This window comes from Bacillus sp. DNRA2, from assembly GCF_012843265.1.
Lineage (GTDB): Bacteria > Bacillota > Bacilli > Bacillales > Cytobacillaceae > Bacillus_BU.
Genome location: NZ_JABAIT010000010.1, coordinates 109,466 through 132,575, shown reverse-complemented (window position 1 = coordinate 132,575; position 23,110 = coordinate 109,466). Strand labels below are relative to the sequence as shown.

The 23,110-nt window shown below is 39.5% G+C and carries 18 protein-coding genes and 1 other annotated feature; of the genes, 12 read left to right on the top strand and 6 right to left on the bottom strand.

Annotated features, from left to right (window positions below; all coding sequences use genetic code 11):
* Positions 1-25: 25 nt before the first annotated feature.
* The 5 genes from HHO41_RS10810 to ccpA all read left to right on the top strand — a co-directional run bounded on the left by HHO41_RS10810 (position 26) and on the right by ccpA (position 4,141).
* Entirely contained in the window at positions 26-505 is a 480-nt protein-coding gene (locus HHO41_RS10810) for a DUF948 domain-containing protein (RefSeq protein ID WP_169098392.1), read from the top strand.
* A 19-nt stretch (positions 506-524) separates the two neighbouring features.
* Entirely contained in the window at positions 525-941 is a 417-nt protein-coding gene (locus HHO41_RS10805; RefSeq protein WP_169098390.1) for a YtxH domain-containing protein, read from the top strand.
* A 124-nt stretch (positions 942-1,065) separates the two neighbouring features.
* A complete protein-coding gene (gene ytxJ, locus HHO41_RS10800) occupies positions 1,066-1,395 on the top strand; it encodes a bacillithiol system redox-active protein YtxJ (RefSeq protein WP_169098388.1) in 330 nt (109 codons plus the stop codon).
* Positions 1,396-1,641: 246 nt separating this feature from the next.
* Positions 1,642-2,712 (top strand): bifunctional 3-deoxy-7-phosphoheptulonate synthase/chorismate mutase, encoded by a 1,071-nt coding sequence (locus tag HHO41_RS10795; RefSeq protein WP_169098386.1) that lies wholly within the window; start codon positions 1,642-1,644, stop codon positions 2,710-2,712.
* Positions 2,713-3,142: 430 nt separating this feature from the next.
* Positions 3,143-4,141: a catabolite control protein A gene (ccpA, locus tag HHO41_RS10785; protein WP_169098384.1), complete on the top strand. Its 999-nt coding sequence runs from the start codon at positions 3,143-3,145 to the stop codon at positions 4,139-4,141.
* A 199-nt stretch (positions 4,142-4,340) separates the two neighbouring features.
* Here the strand turns inward: ccpA and HHO41_RS10780 are convergent, their stop codons facing one another.
* The 3 genes from HHO41_RS10780 to HHO41_RS10770 form a co-directional block, all read right to left on the bottom strand.
* Complete coding sequence (locus tag HHO41_RS10780) at positions 4,341-5,507, bottom strand: acetoin utilization protein AcuC (protein WP_169098382.1); 1,167 nt, start codon at positions 5,505-5,507, stop codon at positions 4,341-4,343.
* The gene (locus tag HHO41_RS10775) at positions 5,504-6,151 is read right to left on the bottom strand and encodes an acetoin utilization AcuB family protein (protein WP_169098380.1); all 648 of its coding nucleotides are present in this window, start codon (positions 6,149-6,151) and stop codon (positions 5,504-5,506) included. The genes HHO41_RS10780 and HHO41_RS10775 overlap by 4 nt, the downstream gene beginning before the upstream one ends.
* 97 nt (positions 6,152-6,248) lie before the next feature.
* Complete coding sequence (locus HHO41_RS10770) at positions 6,249-6,881, bottom strand: GNAT family N-acetyltransferase (RefSeq protein WP_169098378.1); 633 nt, start codon at positions 6,879-6,881, stop codon at positions 6,249-6,251.
* Between the two features lie 197 nt (positions 6,882-7,078).
* On the opposite strand from HHO41_RS10770, the gene acsA reads away from it, so the two are divergent.
* Positions 7,079-8,797, top strand: a complete 1,719-nt coding sequence (gene acsA / locus HHO41_RS10765; RefSeq protein WP_169098410.1) for an acetate--CoA ligase — start codon at positions 7,079-7,081, stop codon at positions 8,795-8,797.
* Positions 8,798-9,086: 289 nt separating this feature from the next.
* Here acsA and HHO41_RS10760 read toward each other — a convergent pair whose 3' ends face one another.
* A complete protein-coding gene (locus tag HHO41_RS10760) occupies positions 9,087-11,870 on the bottom strand; it encodes a transglycosylase domain-containing protein (RefSeq protein ID WP_169098376.1) in 2,784 nt (927 codons plus the stop codon).
* Between the two features lie 144 nt (positions 11,871-12,014).
* Positions 12,015-12,233: a binding site (T-box leader), on the top strand.
* 102 nt (positions 12,234-12,335) lie between these two features.
* Here HHO41_RS10760 and tyrS point away from each other — a divergent pair.
* Together tyrS and HHO41_RS10750 are read left to right on the top strand one after the other, a co-directional pair.
* Positions 12,336-13,601 carry a tyrosine--tRNA ligase gene (gene tyrS / locus HHO41_RS10755; protein ID WP_169098408.1) on the top strand — a complete coding sequence of 422 codons (1,266 nt, stop codon included), beginning with the start codon at positions 12,336-12,338 and terminating at the stop codon, positions 13,599-13,601.
* A 132-nt stretch (positions 13,602-13,733) separates the two neighbouring features.
* Positions 13,734-14,648 (top strand): nuclease-related domain-containing protein, encoded by a 915-nt coding sequence (locus tag HHO41_RS10750; protein ID WP_169098374.1) that lies wholly within the window; start codon positions 13,734-13,736, stop codon positions 14,646-14,648.
* Between the two features lie 382 nt (positions 14,649-15,030).
* On the opposite strand, the gene rpsD is transcribed toward HHO41_RS10750, so the two are convergent.
* On the bottom strand, positions 15,031-15,633 hold the full coding sequence (rpsD, locus tag HHO41_RS10745) for a 30S ribosomal protein S4 (RefSeq protein ID WP_169098372.1): 603 nt from the start codon (positions 15,631-15,633) through the stop codon (positions 15,031-15,033).
* 451 nt (positions 15,634-16,084) lie between these two features.
* On the opposite strand from rpsD, the gene HHO41_RS10740 reads away from it, so the two are divergent.
* Together HHO41_RS10740 and refZ are read left to right on the top strand one after the other, a co-directional pair.
* Positions 16,085-17,911: a sensor domain-containing diguanylate cyclase gene (locus HHO41_RS10740; protein ID WP_169098370.1), complete on the top strand. Its 1,827-nt coding sequence runs from the start codon at positions 16,085-16,087 to the stop codon at positions 17,909-17,911.
* 282 nt (positions 17,912-18,193) lie between these two features.
* On the top strand, positions 18,194-18,817 hold the full coding sequence (gene refZ, locus HHO41_RS10735) for a forespore capture DNA-binding protein RefZ (protein ID WP_169098368.1): 624 nt from the start codon (positions 18,194-18,196) through the stop codon (positions 18,815-18,817).
* 25 nt (positions 18,818-18,842) lie between these two features.
* On the opposite strand, the gene hisJ is transcribed toward refZ, so the two are convergent.
* A complete protein-coding gene (gene hisJ / locus HHO41_RS10730; RefSeq protein WP_169098366.1) occupies positions 18,843-19,646 on the bottom strand; it encodes a histidinol-phosphatase HisJ in 804 nt (267 codons plus the stop codon).
* A 304-nt stretch (positions 19,647-19,950) separates the two neighbouring features.
* Between hisJ and ezrA the strand changes: the two genes are divergently transcribed.
* Entirely contained in the window at positions 19,951-21,651 is a 1,701-nt protein-coding gene (gene ezrA / locus HHO41_RS10725) for a septation ring formation regulator EzrA (protein ID WP_169098364.1), read from the top strand.
* Between the two features lie 316 nt (positions 21,652-21,967).
* Entirely contained in the window at positions 21,968-23,110 is a 1,143-nt protein-coding gene (locus HHO41_RS10720; RefSeq protein ID WP_169098362.1) for a cysteine desulfurase family protein, read from the top strand.

Here is a 23,110-nt window from a genome sequence, read left to right as displayed (position 1 = left end):
GGTAGAGACAACGGAGGTGCAAAGATTGATTAACATTCTTTATTTTAGTGTGGCGCTTATCGCCATATCATTTCTGATTTTAGTGATTTTTCTTTCTAGAACATTTAAATCTTTAAAAATAACCCTAGATAATGTATCCCATACATTAACTGGCTTAGAAAAACAATTGGATGGAGTCATGAGCGAAACGACTGATTTATTGAAAAAAACCAATGCATTAGCTGATGATATTCAGGATAAAGCGGAAAGCTTGAACACAGTTGTTACCGCAGTAAAAGATGTTGGTGGCTCCATTCAAAAATTTAATCATACCTTGCAGACGGTAACCAGCTCGTTGGACCGTGGTGTTGAAGAAAATCAGGAAAAAATTTCGCAAATTGCGCAATGGACAACAGCTATCGTTGAAATCAAAGAAAAATGGAAAACGAAGAAACAACAAAAAGAATTAAAACAGGCGCTGGAACCTAAACAGCAAGCAACTCGGCAACGAATGCGCGATCATTAAGATAAAGGAGGAAATATCAATGAATAACTATTTGCACGAGGAAAAAGAAAAGACTGGAACAAAGGATTTCTTGTTGGGAGCTTTAGTTGGCGGTGTTGTTGGGGCAGTAACAGCTTTATGGCTATCACCGAAATCAGGACCAGCTTTACGTGAATCGGTTACAAATCAAACAGCGGTGTTAAAGGAAAAAGCAGGTACTTTGGCACAGGCGACAAAAGAAAAAACGACTACATTAACACATACAATTAGTCAACAATCAGCTGAAGCGATTGCGAAATTAAAAGGTAAGAGTCCTGAAGCAACCGAGGAAGACAAAGAGCTTGAAGAACTAAAAGCAAGCCCAGAATATCAGGCAGCTGGCTATGATTCGATTCAACAAATGTTAGAAGAAACGAAAAAAGCATTCGATGAAACAGAAAAGAAGCTTAATCATTAAATTTGCTGATGCGTTTTGAAAATGATAAGATTACAGAAATTAAGCGAAGCAGCCTTTTGATAAGGATGATCGCTTTTTTTCAATCGATTTATAATCGAACGTTCAAGCTATGGAGGGATACGAAGTGCAAAAAATTGATACTGCTGAGCAATTCGATCAGCTGATTAAATCAGAAAAACCATTTACATTTTTAAAGCATAGTGTGACCTGCCCAATTAGCCAGGCCGCATATGAAGAATATGTACAGTTTACAGAGGAAAATCCGAATCTAAATAGTTACTATTTAACAGTACAGGATTCACGCTCACTTTCAAGTTACATAGCAGAGAAGTTTCAAATAAAACATGAATCTCCTCAAGCTTTCTTTTTTAACAATCAGAAGGTCGTATGGCATGCTTCCCATTGGAAAATTACTTACGACGCACTAACAAAGGTTATGAAAGAAAACCTTTAAAACATCCAGATTTTGGATGTTTTTTTGTAATGTTGGCTCTTTTGTTAATTTGACGAAACTTAAATAGGCACCATTTTAAAAAATAGGCATATAATGCTTTAGTGCTTAAAAGCGTTTAATTGTTAAAGTTTTTTGGTGACAAGGAATTATTTATCATTTATAATTAATCCTAATTAAAAATCAAAGCTTCGCTATTTTTAACAAATGTAAGAAAATATGCTTAACAATAAATCTGGGGGTAATAAAATGAGTAACTTAGAACAATTGCGTAACCGTGTCGACGAAATTAACCTTCAATTACTTTCACTCATTAACGAAAGAGCAAGATTAGTTCAAGAAATTGGTCGTGTTAAAGAAACCCAGGGTGTTAACCGCTATGATCCAGTTCGTGAGCGGAGAATGCTTGATAAAATTAAAGATAATAATGATGGTCCATTTGAAAATTCAACAGTTGAGCATATGTTTAAGCAAATTTTCAAAGCAGGTCTTGAACTTCAAGAGGATGACCATCGCAAAGCATTGTTAGTATCGCGGAAGAAAAAGCCAGAAAATACAATTGTTGATGTAAAAGGTGTTAAAATTGGCGACGGTACACCACACTTCGTTTTCGGTCCTTGTTCTGTTGAGTCTTACGATCAGGTGGCAGCTGTAGCTGCTGCTGTTAAACAGAAAGGCTTTAAATTATTGCGTGGCGGAGCTTACAAGCCAAGAACGTCTCCTTATGATTTCCAAGGTTTAGGGTTGGAGGGCTTAAAAATCCTAAAGCAAATTGGAGACAAATACGGATTAGCAACAATCAGTGAAATCGTTAGCCCAAATGATGTTGAAACGGCTCTTGATTATATTGATGTCATTCAAATTGGTGCCCGCAATATGCAAAACTTTGAATTGTTAAAGGCTGTTGGAGCAGTGAAAAAGCCGGTGCTATTAAAGCGGGGCTTAGCAGCAACGATTGAAGAATTCATTAATGCAGCTGAATATATTATCTCCCAAGGTAATGATCAAATTATCCTTTGTGAGCGCGGAATCCGTACTTACGAAAAGGCAACAAGAAATACATTAGACATTTCTGCCGTTCCAATTTTAAAACAAGAAACGCACTTGCCGGTATTAGTTGATGTCACTCATTCGACTGGTCGCAGAGATTTATTATTGCCATGTGCGAAAGCGGCATTAGCGATTGGAGCTGATGGGGTAATGGCTGAAGTACATCCAGATCCAGCCGTTGCTTTATCCGATTCGGCTCAACAGATGAACTTAGAGCAATTTGATGCTTTCCTAGAAGGCTTAAAAGATACACCTTTTGTTCGCTTATAATTTAAAATATTGGCTGTGTTAAAGCTCAGTGTTGATTTTCCACAAGTTGATTGGAGCGGAAGGCACGAAGACTCCTGCGGGAGTAGCTGGTATGGGAGACCCCACAGGCGCGAATGCGCCGAGGAGGCTCCCAACTAGCCCCGCGGAAAGCGAAGTGCCTGTAGCGGAAATCAACATTCATGCTTAACACAGCCAAAATGGTAAAACCTCCTGTTAAGTGCAGGAGGTTTTTTGTAGCAAGAAAAACATAAAAATTCTTTAAAATTTCTGTTCAAGTCATTGCGGCAATAGATTGGGTATCGTATCATTAAATACATAATTAGACAAGTTAAATATCTCACAAACTTAAATATGGGGTTTAATCAAGGGAATCTTGCTACACACTATGAATAGCATATTTGTGGGGACAAATTGAAGGAGTGAATATCTTTTGAATATTACCATTTATGATGTTGCAAGAGAAGCAAGTGTCTCGATGGCAACGGTTTCGAGGGTAGTGAACGGTAATCCGAATGTAAAGCCGGCAACCCGTAAAAAAGTATTAGAGGTTATTGAACGGTTAGGCTATCGTCCGAATGCAGTGGCTCGGGGATTAGCTAGTAAAAAAACAACCACAGTTGGCGTCATTATTCCGGATATCTCCAGTACGTTTTTTGGAGATTTAGCTCGCGGTATTGAAGATATCGCGACGATGTATAAATACAATATCATTTTGAGTAATTCTGACCAAAACAAAGATAAAGAATTGCATTTAATTAATACAATGCTCGGTAAGCAAGTTGATGGCATTGTGTTTATGAGCGGAAATGTTACTGCTGAGCATGTTGAAGAATTTGTAAAATCACCAGTTCCAATCGTCCTTGCTGGCTCAATTGAAGAAACAGGAAAGATTCCGTCTGTAAATATTGACTATGAGCAAGCAGCCTATGATGTGACTAAATCATTCATTGATAAAGGTCATACTCGGATCGCTTTTGTGATTGGTCCGATGCATGAACCAATCAATGGAGTGAAGAAACTAGCTGGTTATAAGCGGGCTTTGACTGAAGTGGGAATAGAATATCGTGAAGACTTAGTCATTGAAGGTGACGATACGTACGATTCTGGAATTGAAGCTTTTGAAAAGCTATTAGAAGCTAGCGAAAAGCCAACTGCTATTTTTGTTGGTCAAGATGAGATGGCACTAGGTGTTGTTCATGGTGCAGAGGATAAAGGGTTCTCAATTCCTGAGGACTTTGAGATCATCAGCTCTGATAATACAAGATTAACGCTTATGGTTCGTCCACAATTAACGACTGTTGTGCAACCACTTTATGATATCGGTGCTGTCGCGATGAGATTGTTGACAAAATTAATGAATCAAGAAAAAACAAGTGAACAAATCGTCGTATTACCACATCGTATTGAGGAACGAGATTCTACGAGATAATAATATAAGAAGCCGCCATTTATGAGGCGGCTTCTTTTTTACTGTTTAAGGAAAGTATAATATTTGAACATAGTTTAGTGTCTAGCTCCAGGCGCCATCGGCTCGAGGTCACAAGCCAATCCGTCCAGAAGGTAAAAGGCAACCTTCCGGCCGGCTCGTCTTGTGCTTGTCGCCGATAGGCGGGCGCCTTGCGCTTTTCTTATAGCACAGATTTTTTGCGATTTTTGATTGGATATAGTGCCTTATCAACCGTTTGGGCATTTTTTTCAGTGATTTCCATTTTCCTAGGTATCGGCGGATATAAATCAGCAGGATCATCCCATTCAGGTGGAAGTGTGATTGGGGCAAGCGGCTGCCATTTATCTAGCCAATCCTTCGGCAAATTTCCAAAATAATTGGAGTTTTCCGTCATTTCAAGCCAGACCATCGCCCATGCTCGGGGAACAACTCGCCAAATATCATAACCACCACCACCAACCGCAATCCAGCGGCCATCGCAAAATTGGTGTGCCATTTTGTGGGCGAGCTTTGGAATTTCACGATAGATTTTCATCGTTGCTGAAAGATGGGTAAGGGGATCCAAATAATGCGAATCAGCCCCGTTTTGTGTCAGTATCACATCCGGTTTAAAAAAGTCACATATCTCCTGTAATGCTACCTTATAGGAATCAATAAAAGATTCGTCCTCGGTAAAGGCATCAAGCGGAATATTGAATTTAGTGCCGTAACCGGGTCCTTGACCACGTTCGTTTATGTTCCCTGTGCCTGGAAATAAATATCGTCCTGTTTCATGAATCGATAATGTGCAAACATTTGGATCATCATAAAAGGACCATTGTACTCCATCACCATGATGGGCATCTGTATCAACGTAAAGAACACGTGCATGATATTTTTCCTGCATATACTTTATCGCAACAGAGCTATCATTATAAATACAAAAACCAGAGGCCTTCCCGCGGAAGCCATGATGCAATCCACCACCTAGATTAAGGGCATGGTTTGCTTTTCCACTCATAACATAGTCAACAGCCGTTAACGTTCCGCCGACTAAAAAAGAGCTTGCTTCATGCATGTTTGGAAAAATGGGGGTATCCTCAGTGCCCAGACCATAGTTATCAGCAACTCCTTCCGGAAGTTCCCCAATGCTTGCTAATTTGACTGCATTCACATAATTGGGGTCATGGATGAGGAGGAGCTCCTCATCCGTCGCCATGCGCGGTAATACAATTTGTTGATCAGAAATTGCTCCTATTTTTCGCAATAAATCAAGGGTCAGTTCCAGACGTTGTTGATTAAAAGGATGATGACTATTAAATTTATATTTTAATTGGTCCTCTGAAAAGACAAATACTGAGTCTGTCATGATGAAATCCCCGGTAAATTAGGCCAAAGTACAGTATGACCAGCTTTCTTTAAATCCTCGATAATATTCATCGGGTTCATAGTCCGAATCCGAATGACTAAATGCTTATAGTTTTCATCCTTTTTGTCTGGGTAAACGAGAACGCTTTGGATACTTGCATTGCGTTGTTTAATAACGCCTGTGACATCACTTAAAATCCCAACGATATTACGCACTTTTACTTCAATCACCGAGCCAGGCTGATGGGCTCCAGTAAGTTCGACTAAAGTTCTTAATAAATCTGTTTCAGTAATAATCCCTGCAAGTTTGTTTTCCTTTACAATTGGAAGACAGCTAATGTGGTGTTCATAAAAAACAGCTGCAATCTCTTCAACAAAGTCAAGCGGATGACCGGTTATGATATCCGTTTGCATAATCATATGTAAAGGCTTGTCTAAAATATCTCGATGTTCTTCAGCATAAAAGGTAGACGGATTTGCATCGCGAATGTCACGATCGGTGATGAGTCCAACAACATTATGCTGGTCATTAATAATCGGGATATGGCGTATTTTTTTGGCATCCATTAAATGAATGGCATCTCTAATGGTATTCCCGGTGGTAAGGGTAACCACGTCAAGTTTCATAATTTCTTCGACTATCATAGCGTTAACCTCCTTTTTGGAAAAATAAATAGTTTTCATCTGAAATATTTTGCTAGATTTGAGAAAAATTAATTAATAGAGAAAGTTGCTAGAAGAGTTAAAACATAAATCGGTTTTTAAATCTTAATTTATCAAAGCGTTGAATGGATTCTTGATCAACACGGCTACCGATTCTTGCCATTAAACAATTGGCAGGATGGGAGCTAATCTCTGGATCATCTGTTGCATACCAGACTAACCCGCCGGCATTCATCATTTTTTCCATGATTTTTCGATATTCCCAAACATTCAAACCAGTTCGCTTCAAATCCCAATGCCAATAGTATTCAGTGGTGATAACGATGAAATCCTCCAGGGCATCGTCCATCATGGATACTTTTAAGATATACTTGCCGACGTGATGTCCGCGAAATTGCGGGATGATTTCAATTGCGCCTAACTCAATTAAATTGTCCATATGAGCTTCAGACCAACGCTCGAGGGGATCGGGATAAAGGAAAGTAGCGTACCCGACAATCGTATTTTCGTGTCTTGCGATGATGATTCTTCCTTCAGGTAATTTGGCAATCTCAACAACAGCTTTATGCTGTTGCGAAGCCGGACGAAATGCAGTTAAATCTTGATGGAACTCATATTGGGCCAGCTTTTCAGCTGGAACTGGACCTTCGACATGAACGATTCCATCGGGGGTTATCAATTCTTTTTCATAATATGTTTTTTTATGCTCCATTTAGTCACCGCCTAAATATATACAATACCATCTTAACTCCATTATACATGAAATAGAATCATATAAAGCGCTTTCTTTTTATATTATTTTTATTTTTAAAATTAAATAAATAATTAAAATATTTTAAATATTGCGAAAAATAATTTTTGATAGTATACTAGGCTACATGATAGAGAAACAAAGGAGGAATCTGTTTGATGAAATTGGAAGCGCTATCAGCAATTGAAGGAAATTTTAATTTGAAAAATTACGATGAAACTTACCGACAATTTGATTGGAAGGAAGCAGAAAAAGCCTTTTCTTGGTCTGAGACTGGTAAGGTAAATATGGCGTATGAAGTAATTGATCGCCATGCTGAATCTTTCCGTAAAAATAAAGTCGCTTTATACTATCGTGATGGTGCTAGAAAAGAAAAATATACCTTCAAAGAAATGAAAGAACTTTCGAATAAAGCAGGGAATGTGCTTAAAGCATACGGTGATGTCGTAAAAGGAGACCGTGTCTTCATTTTTATGCCGCGTTCACCTGAACTTTATTTCGCTGTGTTGGGCGCAATTAAATTAGGCGCTATTGTTGGTCCTCTTTTTGAAGCATTTATGGAGGGTGCCGTCCGTGACCGTTTAGAAGATAGTGGTGCTAAAGTGTTGGTCACAACGCCTGAATTATTAAAGCGAGTACCAGTTAGTGAACTTCCAGAATTAAAGCATATTTTCCTTGTTGGTGAAAATATCGAAGAAACAGATACCTTAATTGATTTTAACAAAAAGTTTACAGAAGCTAGTAAAAAACTAGAAATAGAGTGGGTTGACCGTCGTGACGGACTTATCCTTCATTATACATCAGGTTCAACTGGGAAGCCAAAAGGAGTACTCCATGTTCATAACGCGATGATTCAACAATATCAAACAGCGAAATGGGTACTAGATTTACAAGAAGAGGATGTGTATTGGTGCACAGCTGACCCTGGTTGGGTAACAGGAACTGCATATGGCATTTTCGGACCATGGTTAACGGGTACTTCAAACGTTATCATCGGTGGCCGATTCAGCCCTGATGCGTGGTACAGCATGATTGAAGAGTACGGTGTTACGGTTTGGTACAGTGCACCAACAGCATTCAGAATGCTCATGGGTGCAGGAGATGAAGCGGTTAAACGCTTTGATTTGAGCAGCCTACGCCACATTCTCAGCGTCGGTGAGCCGCTTAATCCAGAAGTTGTTAGATGGGGTGCGAAGGTATTCAATCTGCGCATTCATGATACTTGGTGGATGACAGAAACAGGTTCTCAGCTTATCTGTAACTATCCTTGTATGGAAATTAAGCCAGGTTCAATGGGTAAACCAATTCCGGGTGTACAAGCTGCCATCGTTGACGATCAAGGAAAAGAGCTACCGCCTTTCCGCATGGGTAACTTGGCAATCAAAAAAGGCTGGCCATCCATGATGCATACTATTTGGGGCAACCAAGAAAAATTTGAATCCTATTTCATGCCAGGTGATTGGTATGTTTCCGGAGATTCAGCATACATGGACGATGAAGGCTATTTCTGGTTCCAAGGTCGCGTTGATGATGTCATCATGACAGCAGGTGAGCGCGTAGGTCCGTTCGAGGTTGAAAGTAAACTTGTTGAGCATCCGGCTGTTGCTGAAGCGGGTGTTATCGGAAAACCGGATCCTGTTCGCGGTGAAATCATTAAGGCATTCGTAGCCTTGCGTGAAGGCTTTGAAGCAACTGATGAGCTTAAAGAGGAGATCCGGACATTTGTTAAGACTGGGTTAGCAGCACATGCTGCACCACGCGAAATTGATTTCCGTGACAGTCTACCAAAAACACGCAGTGGTAAAATCATGCGCCGTGTCCTAAAAGCCTGGGAACTAAACCTTCCAACAGGTGATTTATCGACAATGGAAGACTAATAGAAAAGCGGAGACGGCTCGTTCAGCCCCGACAAGCTTAAGACGAGCCGGCCGAAAGGTTGTAGTTTACCTTTTGGACGGATTGGCTTAAGACCTCGAGGGGCTAGCCGCCGCAGCTAGACAAATAGAAAAGCGGAGGCGGCTCGTTCAGGGGCGACAGGCACAAGACGAATCACGTAATAGATGATAGTCTCTGGAGGGATTTGGCTTGTGACCCGAGCTCCTAGCCGCCGCAGCTAGACAAATATTTAAACAAAAAAGGCAAGCTCCTTGGGAGCCTGCCTTTTTTCTATGGATTCATAGGATCCGGAATGGTAGTTCCCGGAGTTGGTTGAGTTTGCTGCACAGGTACCCCGATCGTGACAGTATTAGATGGGGCTGATTCGTTTCCTGCGATATCTACCGCGGTTACGTAATATGAAGCACCATTACCACCTGTAAACGCAAATGCTTCACCGGATTTAATACTTAAGACTTTACCGGCCCCATTTTGGTACACGCGGTAACCGATAATGTCACCATGTGGATGTACGCCCCAAGAGACGGTATTTCCAGAAACTGAAATACTTAATGGGGTTGGACGATTGCCATCATCAGACATTTTCGCATCGGCCACGAGGACGTTTGCCCAACGATCCTTTTTCGGAATTAATTGGCTCGCATTTTCTGATGTTCCCATTATTTTAGCAACGTAATCAGGATTTAAAATCACCCCTGATTGAGCGAACTCACCTGGTGTAGAGTCGAGTGCTAAATATTTCTTGCCATTAATTTCAACAAACTTCCCGGAAATTAAACTGTCATCAACCTTAGTTGGTGCGTACTTTACATTGAACAAATCAGTCTCAACTAAGCCAGCTCGTGAACAAGCATCTGATGGTAATAATCCTGACGCGGCACAAAATGATCTGCTGACAATTCCGCTTGGCATTTGGAAGGTTTCTGCTGGGTCAACTAAATCTGGATTAATATCATAAGCTGCATTCATTAAATCTGCCCATAAATAATTGGTTCGCATACTATAGCTCATGCCACCTGATTGCAGCGATTTCGGTGTGTCGTAGCCGGTCCAAATACCGAAAGTAACACTCGGATTGGTGGCAACAAACCAAGCATCGTAGAACTGATTACCTGTACCAGTTTTCCCAGCCCAATCAGATTTAAATTTTAAGCGGCTATTAATTGATGTTGCCGTTCCGCTCTTGATAACATCACGCATCATATCTAATGTTAAATAAGCTGTTTGCGGACTGAATACATCCGTTTCTTTTACCTCGTGCTGATAAATGACATTACCATCGCGATCAGTAATTTTATCAATCATATAAGCATCGATAAATTTCCCATTGTTTGCAAAAGTGCTAAAGGCATTGGTGTTCTCTTCTACAGTAACCCCAGTTGCCAATGAGCCGATTGCTGTGGCCAGGTTGGTATAATCATCTTCAGCTAATGAAGTGAAGCCCATCTTTGCTAAAAATTTGGCAGGCCTTTGAGCGACTATATCTTTGTATAATTTTACAGCTGGCACGTTGTATGACTTCGTTAATGCGTAACGAGCCGATGTTAAACCGCTGTATCGACGGTCATAGTTTTGCGGCCAAGGACGATTGATTCCCGGTGCAAGCTTTAAAGCTACGTCTGGTAAAATTGTTCCAGGTTGTGCAGCACCAAGTTCAAATGCTGGTCCATAAACGAGCAGTGGTTTCATGGTTGAACCATTTTGGCGTTTTGCGCTAGTCGCGTGATTCAATTGCTCGCGTTGATAATCACGGCCTCCAACAAAACTGATGATTTTTCCTGTTTTATTTTCAATTAAGACAGCGCCTACTTCAACGGGCTCCATCACAGTAATCTTTTCACCAGTCTCAGGATCTTTTGTTTCCTGAGCCTTGTCTGGTCCATAATGTGGGTAATTGTTTTTCACTTGCTGCATGGCGTCATAAATTTCTTTGTTAACGGTTGTATGAATTTTATAGCCATTTTGGCGAATGTTCAGGTCAGCGATTTCAAGATACTCGGTCTTCAAATCAGGATCATCTTTTAAATCTTGTTCTTCATAGCCATCCTGCTTGGCAAGAATACCAGCCAATATTTCAATCGAGCGCTTTTCAATCTCAGTTGTTAAATAAGGATATTGCTGTGATGGGCTTTCTTTTGGTGGGATAAAATCTTTGGTGATATCATAGGCAAGGGCCTCGTTATACTGCTCGTCAGTAATGTATCCGCCATCAAACATCCTTTTTAAGACGGTTTTCATTCTTTCTAAACCCGGTGTTAAATTGTTCTTGATCGTCTTGTTCTGGGTGTAAGGAGTGTACCCAAATGGACTTTGTGGCAAACCGGCAATGAACGCGGCTTGAGGTAAGCTTAATTGACTTGCTTCCACGCCAAAAATCCCTTTTGCAGCCGATTGTACACCGGCAATATTACGGCCTGATGAGTTTCGTCCGAAAGTTGCTACATTCAGATAGGCCTCAAGAATCTCATCTTTTTCAAAGAATTTTTCTAGGCGAAGTGCCAGGAGAATTTCTTTAGCTTTACGTTCAAACGATACTTCGTTCGATAGCAATTGGTTTTTTATCAGCTGTTGTGTTAACGTACTTCCACCGGTTTGGACAGAGGCATTTGAAACCTCCTGGAACAAAGCACGGAAAATTGCTTTTGGAACAACACCATCATGCTTATAAAAATATTCATCCTCAGTGGCAACAATAGCATCCTTTATAAATGGTGAAACTTGGTTCAGCTTGACTTCCTCCCGATCGATGTCGGAGCGAAGTTTGCCGAGATAAACATCATTAGCAAAATATAATTCCGATGTTTCTTCATAGTTATAAATTTGTTTTTTCATGCTGGCATAGGAACGAATTGGTTCGTCCTTGACTAATGAAGCAAAGTATCCTCCGCCAACACCTAAAGCGAAAGTACCACCAATCATCAGTATAATAAAAAATAATAATCCCAAATTCCAGATAACTTGGTAGGTAATTCGTGCCCCTTTAACCGTTTTCTGGTTTGTGATAAATTGTAAAACTGACCTCAGTCTTTCTTTCAAATTTTGACTTTCGTTCATGGACATATCAAACCCCCTAAAATCACATACATTATAGCATAATGCAAAAGATAAAATGACAAGCATCGATAAATTTCCTATTATTCTCATCCTACAATTGACAACTTCCATCAATTTATGGTAAAAATGCAATAATGAATTGAATAGATTGCAATGATGGGAATTCAGTAGTTCTTCTATCCCTGTTGACAGAAAGCTGGCGGTCGCTGTGAGCCAGTACAAATAGAAGCGCGAAATACCTCCCTGAGCATTTGCTGTGAAACGATAGCTAGTAGCAGCAAACGGACTGAACCGTTAAATTTTTAAGTGGAAAACCGTTTTGGTTTTTAATCTGGGTGGTACCGCGCTTATGGCGTCCCTGCAATTTGCAGGGACGTCTTTTTATTTTTGCTGTGTGCCTTTTTAGAGTGGTAATCCACTGTCAAGTTGAACACAGTCCTATTTTTTGAAATGGAGGCGAAAATGATGAATGAATTATTAAATGATTTAAAATGGAGAGGCATCGTTTATCAACAAACCGACGAAGAGGGCATCGAAGCAACCTTAAATAAAGAAAGCATCTCTTTATACTGCGGAGTCGACCCAACTGCAGATAGTATGCATATCGGGCATCTATTACCATTTTTAACGCTGCGTCGTTTCCAAAAGGCTGGACATCGTCCAATTGTCTTAGTCGGCGGTGCAACTGGTCTCATCGGTGATCCAAGTGGCAAAAAGGAAGAACGCAAGCTCCAAACGCTAGAAACAGTTCAATACAATGTGGGCTGTTTGCAAGGGCAACTGCAACGAATTTTCGATTTTGAAGGCAGCAATGGTGCAATCATGGTAAATAACTATGATTGGGCTGGATCAATGGATATCGTGACATTCCTGCGTGATTTTGGTAAGTATGTTGGAATCAACTACATGCTCGCAAAAGACACTATTTCATCACGCTTAGATACGGGAATTTCTTTTACAGAATTTACTTACACGATTTTACAAGCGATGGATTTCTTCCATCTTTACGAAAAGCACGATTGCCGCATGCAAATCGGTGGAAGTGACCAATGGGGTAACATTACCACCGGTCTTGAATTAATTCGTAAAATGAAACCCGAGGGCGCAAAGCCGGCATTTGGTTTAACTATTCCGCTTGTAACAAAAGCCGATGGTACTAAGTTCGGTAAAACAGAGAGCGGCGCAGTTTGGCTTGACCCTGAAAAAACATCTCCGTACGAGTTTTACCAATTCTGGATTAACACGGCTGATGCTGATGTCGTAAAATACTTGAAATTCTTTACGTTCTTATCTCGTGAAGAAATTGAAGCATTAGAAGTTTCTGTTGCCGAGGAACCACACCTTCGCAAGGCGCAAAAGGCGTTAGCTGAAGAAATGACGCGCATGATTCACGGTCAAGCAGCACTTGATCAGGCAGTGAAAATCTCTGCAGCACTATTTAGCGGTGATGTAAAGAATTTAACTGCTGCGGAAATTAAGCAAGGCTTTAAGGATGTACCTTCGTTTGATGCTAGCCAGTTGGAAGCACTTGGCCTTGTAGACTTGCTGGTTGATGCAAAAATTTCTCCATCGAAGCGCCAAGCTCGTGAGGATATTTCAAACGGAGCCGTGTCTGTTAATGGGGATCGGATCACTGACACAGCCTATGTGCTTGGTGAGGCAGACCGCATCGAAGGACAATTCACCATTATCCGTCGCGGCAAAAAGAAATATACTTTGATTAATTACTAATGATTGTTTTATCATGGCCTCTCTTTTATTGGGAGGCCTATTTGCTTTTTATTGATAATTCACACAATGTACAAGTGATTCATCATCATTATTTTTATAAAATTAAAAAGAAATAGAGAGAGGAAGTGGAATATGGCTTATAAAAATCGAGAAGCGTCGAAGGAATTACGGATTTTACGGATATTAAATGCAAGAATGGATTTGACGCATGCCGAGAAGCAACACTTTTTTAATCTACAAAAAGGCTTTGAAGGCGAAGTGATGTTTGATCAATTAGTAGAGGGGGCAGGACTACATCAGAAATTTTACATATTAAATGATTTGCTTTTGAAATGTGATCATACAACCGTTCAGATTGATTCCACCATCATTACCCAGCATGCCATCATCCCCAGTGAGATTAAAAACTTCGAAGGAAATCTCTACTACAAAAACAATAACTTCTACAATTGCAACTCTGATACTATCTATCAAAACCCACTCGATCAATTAAACAGGATAAAAATTTTACTTTGTAAACTACTCAAAAAGAATGGTTTTAACATTCCAATTGAAGGCCATGTCGTTTTTATCAACCCCGAATGTTTTTTATATCAAGCTCCTCTTGATGAACCGATTGTTTACTACACTCAACTCAATAGATTCCTACGTTCAATATATGCAAAACCAGCATACTTAAATGACTCTCACAAGCACTTGGCAGATTTCTTAGTGAATTTACATATGAGTGAATCACCGATGACGCAACTGCCATCGTACCGCTTCGAGTCAGTTCGTAAGGGGATGAATTGTGGGAGGTGTTTCTCATTTTCGGTTATAGTAGCTCCCAAAAAAATTGTTTGTACAAAATGTGGGAATGAAGAGAGCTATGAAAAATGTGTATTAAGAAGTGTAAAGGATATTACGTTACTATTTCCTGAGATAAAGATTACGCTGAACGTAGTATTAGAGTGGTCTAATTTCAAATTGGAAAAATGGACGGTAAGAAGAATATTAAAGAAACATTTTCGGGTTAATGGGTACGGCCAATGGACTTATTATGAATAGAACGTAACCATTTTTCAAGTGGACTAAGGCTCAGAATGTAATTTTTGAAGATTTTGTTATTTTTGGAAAATATAGATGTAGCAATAATAGCTATTGGTAACAAATTCTGTCGTGGTTAAGGAAAAAATGTTACCAACAAGGCTTATTGGTAACAAAATTTGATGGTGACAGCGGTAAATTGTTATCAATAAGGCACCTTGGTAACAAAATTGGCCCGAATTAGTGTTAAAGTGTCACCAATAACGCCTAGACAACCGAAAAATATGCCAAAAACCGAGGTCTCTCTCAAAAAACCAAAACCAACAAAACAAAAAAACCCCTCTGGCCAAACGACCAAAGGGGTTTTCGGAAGCACCGCACCAAGGGCAGTGCAATAACTCTATTAACGAGAGTAGAACTCAACGATAAGAGCTTCGTTGATTTCAGCTGGTAATTCAGAACGCTCTGGTAAGCGAGTGAATGTACCTTCTAATTTGTCTGCATCAAAAGTTAAGAAATCAGGAACGAAGTTGTTTACTTCGATTGATTCTTTCACAACATCTAGGTTGCGAGACTTTTCACGAAGAGTGATAGTTTGACCAGCAGATAAACGGTATGATGGGATATCTACGCGAGCTCCATCAACCATTACGTGACCGTGGTTAACTAATTGGCGAGCTGCACGACGAGTGCGAGCAAGACCTAAACGATAAACAACGTTATCTAAACGTGATTCTAAAAGAACCATGAAGTTTTCACCGTGTTTACCTTGTAATTTGCCAGCTTTGTCAAATAGGTTACGGAATTGACGCTCAGTTACTCCATACATGTGACGAAGTTTTTGTTTTTCTTGTAATTGCAAACCGTATTCGGAAAGCTTTTTACGTTGGTTAGGACCGTGAGGACCTGGAGCATAAGGACGCTTTTCTAATTCTTTTCCTGTGCCGCTTAGTGATACACCAAGACGACGAGATAATTTCCAGCTTGGGCCGGTATAACGAGCCATGAGTGACTCCTCCTTGTGTGTTTTTATTTTGTAAAATAAAAACAGTAATGAGACAACGATTATGTTCATTTTGTTTTCATGTACCTTCGCCCTCGCAGCAGAGGGTTACGCAATACCCCATCACAGGGTTCAACCAAGTGGGAACCGATGGAACAAAATGACGACAAAAAAGTGTTCATTTAGGCTGCGATATTTTACACAAAGAATATTATATAATTATTTTTCATCATAAGTCAATTAATTTTCTAATTAAGAGGAATACAACACTCACTTCTTACTTCTATTTATTTGAATATTTAATAAAGCATTCAACATTCATTCTTTTTGATATGATATAATAATATAATAATGAAAGTGCTGTTATATAAAAGTTTAACGTGTTTATACATATATCTATTTTTTTGATATAATAATTTCTCTTAACACCAAATTGGGTAATAGGTGATGTAGGATGGGAAAATCCAAAATTGATATCATACATAAATTAAAGAGTTCACTTTTTGATATTTTGAACGATGAAGATAGTGCCCTCCATTTTGAGCAAATTCCTGAACGAATTAGTATGGTTATCGCTATGACAGTGATGGCGCAGGAGGTAATCTTCTATTACCGGTCAGAATGGGGTGAACAGCTCATTTCGGAAGGAATTAATTTAGAAGATTCTCTATTAGTCAAACCTATTACTAGTGCTAATGGGAACCTTGCATTAGGTGATGCGGGAGAAGCAGTTTCCACATCTCAAAATGAATATTACATAAAAAGCCATTTAGAGAACTTTGGTTATTTTTGGGTAAAAGATCCGCAAATTAAGCTGGATTCTTCAAGGTTGATTGAAGAAATGGGGCGTATTTGTTCACATTATATTAGCGTTTTACAAAATCTCTCCAAAATAGCTGCGAAGGAGAAAAAATATCGGCTACTGTTTGGTGTAACGGAAAAATTCCATTCCACAATGGACATGGATGCGGTTTTAGCAGAAATCATTGAAGTGTTACATGAAGTTTATCCAGGATTCCACTATTCTTTGTTCCTCTCGCAAGATACTCAGAGCAATTCACAGCTTCCAATAAAATGTTTGCAATATGATAGTGAAAACATGGCAGCAATGGAAGCCTATGTTACAGGTACGGTGCAAATGGAAAATTATGCATCAGGTAACTGCTCGATTCTTTATGCCCCGTTAAAGGGGAAACAGGGTGTATATGGTGTACTACAAATAACGGCAGTCAATGTTTTGGTTTTCCCAATTAAGGAAGTGGAGTTCATTTCGCTGTTGGCCAACACGGCCGGAACTGCAATTGAAAATGCCCAATTATATCAGCAATCCAATCGACTTATTGCTGATCTTAAATTAATTAACGAAGTATCTCATGAATTAAATTCAAAGCAGCGCTTTTCGGAAATAGTTAGCTATGTTTGTAAACAAATTATCAGTTCCTTCAATGCCGAAGAGGTTGGCTTTATTCTTTTTCATGACCGACAAATTAAGATTTTGGACGGAAGTACACCTTTTTTCTTTACGACAGAAGCAGAAAAGTACATTCAGGACTTCCATGAGAAGTTATTAAAAGATAAAAGTCCAATGTTTATTGGCGATTTTAAAGAATTTGATGAATCAACTTATCGTTCGATTATGGCAATTCCAATGATTCAAACAGGTGGAATGGTCGGATTTATTTTAGTGTTTCACAGTGCGCCGTATCATTTTTCGTTTGATTCTTATAAATTACTGCAATCGTTGGTTCACCATTCGACATTAGCTTTTGTCAATTCAACCTTAAGGGAAGAATTGGAAAAAATGGTTGTAACTGATTATTTGACGAAGCTATATACGCGTAGTTATTTAGATCGTCAAATTCAAAAATCAATGATTGATGAGGGACAAGGCACTTTCATCCTGATCGACATTGATAATTTTAAAAAGGTGAATGATACATACGGGCATCAGGTTGGTGACGAAATCTTAATTCAGGTTGCTAATGTAATGCGAAGCAGTATACGTGATAGCGATATTGCTGCGCGTTGGGGCGGTGAGGAATTATCTATCTATCTTCCGCGAATTCCGATGGAAAAGGGTAGGGACATTGCTAACCGATTGATTCAACGTGTAAAAGAAGGAACCAATCCATCTGTTACGGTTAGTTGCGGCGTTTCTCATTGGTCAAAAGATCAGGAGGATTCTGCTAAGCAGCTGTTTAACAGGGCGGATGAGGCATTATATTTTGCGAAAAGTACCGGCAAAAACCGGGTCATCACCCAAACCGAGATGATTCAATAATCATAAGAATGACGGCGCAGAGTCTGGCTTCAATCGTTAAAGAGGCTTGAGTTAGATTGCGCTTAGTCATTCTTTTTTTATCTATGGGTGCGACTGATTTTTTCAAGCGAGGTTCATTTGGGCAAGGAGAAATGAAGTGAAAATCAACGCATTTCGCCATTTATCGCATGATTTAGTGAGCTTTGTCGATAGATTTTAAAAGGAGAATCGTTTTTTGCACAGAATGATATTTACATAGCAAAGTATAAAAAGGCCATTCTCTAAAAGGAGTGCGAAGTGCTTATGAGAAAAAACTCACGGGAGAAAATCGTTAATGCAGCTGTGGCTTTATTTAATGCAAATGGTTATGATGGAACATCGATACGCGATATTGCCAAAAAGGCTGAAATTAATGCCGCAAACATTTCTTATTATTTTCGAAATAAGCAAGGCCTCCTAGAGTATTGTTTAACCAGATTTTTTGAGGGCTATATGGCTGAATTGGAGAGTGCATATACCAGTCTTGATAAGGGAGCTACCCAATGCCTGCGGGAGATTGCAGGTAAGCTGTGGAGCTATCAGTGCAATCAGATTCATTTGACTAGATTTGTGCTTCGGGAAATGTCAATCGACACTCAAATTGTTCGGGAGATTTTAACGACTTATTATGCAAAGGAAAGATTTATTTTTCATACAGTGGTTGAAAAAGGGATAGAGGCAAAGGAGTTTCATCCGGTATCAATACAATATATATTGATTCAATTCAAAGGACTCTTGTCTGTACCATTTTTAAACACACAGTATTTAACTGAGGTGCTCCATGTGTTCCCGCACGAGCGCTATTTTGCTGATAAGTATTTGCAGGAAATTAACCGATGGATTGATGGAATTGTATGTACTCCGCTCAATCAGCGGAATGCATGTTAATAAGACATCCTAACCAGATGGACGGTTAGGATGTTTTCATGTGAACCATTTGGTCTCGCCCTTGTCCCATATCCTTGACTTGATGGGCATCTGATCCGTATACGAGTGGGATACCGAGTGATAAAGCTTTTTCGACAACCCACTGAGGTGGGTAAGGTTCGCGACATAGAGGTTTGGCGCAGCCTGCACCGTTATAATCGAGTTCATAGTCGTGCTCTTTAATTGCTTTAAGCAACTCAGTTACTTCTTTATCAAATCTTGTTGTTATTGGAAATTTCAGCTGGAATTTGTGTGCAAGCGTGATATGACCGATTCGTTTTGGTTTATAGGGTCCTAAGTCACTATGAACAGAGGCAATCAATGTGTCATAATACTTTTTATGGACAGCTTCAACTGAACCTAAACCGTCAACAAGTTTAGCAAATACGTCTGGACTATAATCCATGCACTCATATTGGTTATTCATTTTTAAAAAATGGACAGATAATATCGCATCGTCTAAATGTGGACCAACATTATTCAGGAAATCCTTGGTCTCCTTCTCAAAACCTTCGATATAGTCAACTTCAAGTCCAGCATTTATTTTAATTTGACCAGTAAATTGCTGCTTTAACATCTCGATTTCGTTCAAATAGGTGTGGAGATCATCTAAGACCATGGCACTATCCATCGTTGGGGCTGGATCGATAAAACCTTCTGGTAGCGGTGCATGCTCAGTAAACGTGATTTCCTTAAAGCCCAGTTCAATCGCCTTTTTAACATAACTTTGAAATGAGTCTTTTGTTCCGTGCGGACAGTAATGGGAGTGAATATGTCCATCTTTTGACATGAGGGAACACCTCCTGATATAATCGATTTTTTTGTTGTCACATAATTGTCATGAAAACATTGCATTTATACGTGAAAGGCAGAATTTGTCTAAAAAAATATGATTTTAATAGTCAAAAAATGTCGTTTACATGGTATCATATTAACATTGAAAAGGACATTCTTAAGTGAATTTTGTTCATTATTTATATACCATTTTACTTTACTGACCATGATTATCGATTAAAACATGGGGTAAAGAAATCATAGAAAGCAACGGAAAACGGATATAAACTTCGTATTAAGTGAGAGCAGGTGTGGGTAAGATGGGTTTTGTGATCGGTGGAATTGGGATCGTATTAATAATTGTAGTAGCCTTGCTCGGCTATATTAAAAGAAAAAACTTTTTTAAAGAGATAGATCGATTAGAAAATTGGAAGGTTGATATTTCAAACAGACCGGTACATGATGAACTGGCAAAGGTTAAACAACTCAATATGACTGGTCAAACGGAGCAGCTATTTGAACAGTGGCGAAAGCAATGGGATGAAATTGTAACTGTCCAGCTTCCAGAATTAGATGTGATGTTATTTGAAGCAGAAGAAGCGATTGATAAATTGCAATTTAAAAAAGCCACTAACATTCAAGTAGAAATAGCTTCAGTTCTTGAAGAAAATGAATTGGAGATTAAAAAAATTCTTGCTGAACTTCACGACCTTGTCGGCAGTGAACAAAAAAATCGTGAAGAAGCAGAAGGTTTAAAAGGATTATACCGTGAATCAAAAAAAGCGTTGCTAGCGCATCGCCATACGTTTGGGAATACAGTAGAAGCGTTCGAACAGCAATTGGACGAAATGATTAGATCCTTCCAATTATTTGAGGAAAAAACGGAAAATGGTGACTATTTAGAGGCTCGAGAAATTGTTTTAACAATCAAAGATAGAATGCAGGTAATTTCAGAAAAAATGCGTGCCATTCCAAAGTTGTTGGTTGATTGTGAATCGGGATTGCCGATGCAAATCAACGAATTGAAGGATGGATATCGTGAAATGGTGGAGCAGGGCTACAAGCTCGATCATCTACAGTTTGAAGAGGAAGTAAATAACTTAGAACAACAAATCGCGTTATTCTTGGCACAACTAAGTCAAACTGAAGTGAATGCAGTAGAACAAGGAATTGATGCGGTGAAAGATACCATTGATCAATTTTATGATCTATTGGAAAAAGAAGTATTAGCTAAACACTATGTTCAAAAGCATAAGGATGAAATTAAAGAGGCACTTCAAGAGATAGCTGAACATTGCAGAATGTTGAATGAAGAAACAGATTATGTTAGACAAATTTACCATCTTGCAGAGGCGGAACTCGAAACACAGCGGAATTCTGAAAAGCAAATTACAAAGCTTTTGAATCGTTATCAAATATTAGAGCAAAAAATTAGTGAACAGGGATATGCGCAAACACAGCTATCTGCAGAGCTTACTGAAGTAAAAGAAATGATTGAAGAAATTGCCCAAGAACAATTGGCTTATCAAGAAACATTACGTGCACTTAGAAAAGATGAATTGGCTGCACGTGAGAAAGTAATAGAATTGAAGCGGAAAATGGGCGAAACGATTCGGATGGTATCTAAGAGCAAAATTCCAGGATTACCAAAGGAATATGAATTTTTGTTGGATGATGCTGAGGATAGTATTGAGGATTTGATTGAGAAGCTTGGTGAGAAACCACTTGATATGAATGCGGTTCATCACTTTTTAGAACTTTCCGAACTATCGGTTGAAACATTGGCATCTGGCACAAATGAAATGATTGAAAATGTCAGATTAGCCGAGAAAGTGATTCAATACGGAAATCGATATAAGAGTAAATATCCATCTGTAGCAGAAGGACTAAACGAGGCGGAGCTTGCCTTTAGAGAGTTCGACTACAAAACAGCATTGGAGCAGGCTGCAACAACGATAGAAAAGGTTGAGCCAGGTGCATTAAAGAAAATTGAAGCGATGATGACAGAAAAAATATTGTAAGCTAAGATGCGGACGGTTCGCCAATTACATGGGGAACCTCTTTTTTTGTTCCATCAATATAAGATATTGTCCAGCTCCGGCGGCTAGCCCCTCGAGGTCTTAAGCCAAGCCGTCCAAAAGGTTAAAGAACAACCTTTCGGCCGACTCGTCTTAAGCTTGTCGGGGCTGAGCAAGCCGCCTCCGCTTTTCGTTTTATTTGTTTTTTCTCGTGACATTTGGAATAATAAATCTCGGAGAAAACGTACGGAATCGAACGAATTTATACGGAGTGAATATGCTTTATCGTGTAAGTGTTCAACGTTGAAAGGGGAAAAAAATGATTTATCTAGATAATAGTGCCACTACGAAACCGTATCCGGAAGTCGTGGATTCCTTTGCAAAGGTGGCAACAGAATATTTTGGCAACCCGTCTTCGCTGCATCAACTAGGGGGAACGGCGGAAAAATTGTTATCTCAGGCGCGGGCTCAAATAGCGAAGCTTTTACAAGTAAAGGATACAGAGATTTTGTTCACCTCTGGTGGGACCGAGAGTAATAATCTTGCTATTAAAGGAACAGCTTTAATGTTTCGAGGAAGAGGGAAGCATATCATCACGACCGAGGTAGAGCATGCCTCTGTCCGTGAAGCAATGGAACAGCTTAAAGAGCTTGGATTTCGTATCACATACCTTCAACCTGATCACTCTGGAAGAATATCCGTTGCAGAACTCGAAAAGGCAATTTGCCATGACACGATTCTTGTGTCGATGATTCATGTTCAAAACGAGGTAGGAACAATTCAGCCCATTAAGGAAATTGGAATGCTTTTAAAAGAATATCCTAAAATTCTGTTTCATGTCGATCACGTCCAAGGGGTTGGCAAGGTTCCTTTAGACATATATGGTTGCGGAATTGATCTTTGTTCTATTTCAGGACATAAGTTTCACGGATTGAAAGGAACGGGAGTCCTCTATTTGCGCGAGGGGCTACAAATTAGCCCGCTTTTTTCAGGTGGGAATCAAGAATTTAAGCACAGAAGCGGAACTGAAAATGTTCCGGGTATAGTTGCCATGGCCAAAGCACTTCGGCTAACGATGGATTGCTATCGTGAAAAGCTGTCTTCTTTAAACGAAATCATGCAATATGTGAAAAATGAATTGGGACAAGTTCCCGAAATTACAATTCATTCACCAATGGAAGATGCAGCACCGCACATTTTGAATTTTTCCATTAAAGGCTTTAAAGGTGAAGTGTTTGTGCATGCACTAGAGGATAAGGGCGTATTTGTGTCGACGACCAGTGCTTGCTCCTCTCGTCAAGCAGCGGTAAGTAAAACACTGATTGCGATGGGAATATCTCAGGATGAGGCAAAAAGTGCGATTCGGTTAAGCTTTTCATATCAAAACACGATGAAGGAAGCACAAATTGCCGTTAAGGCAATTAAAGCAACAATAAATCAGTTAGGTGAGGTAATGAAATAA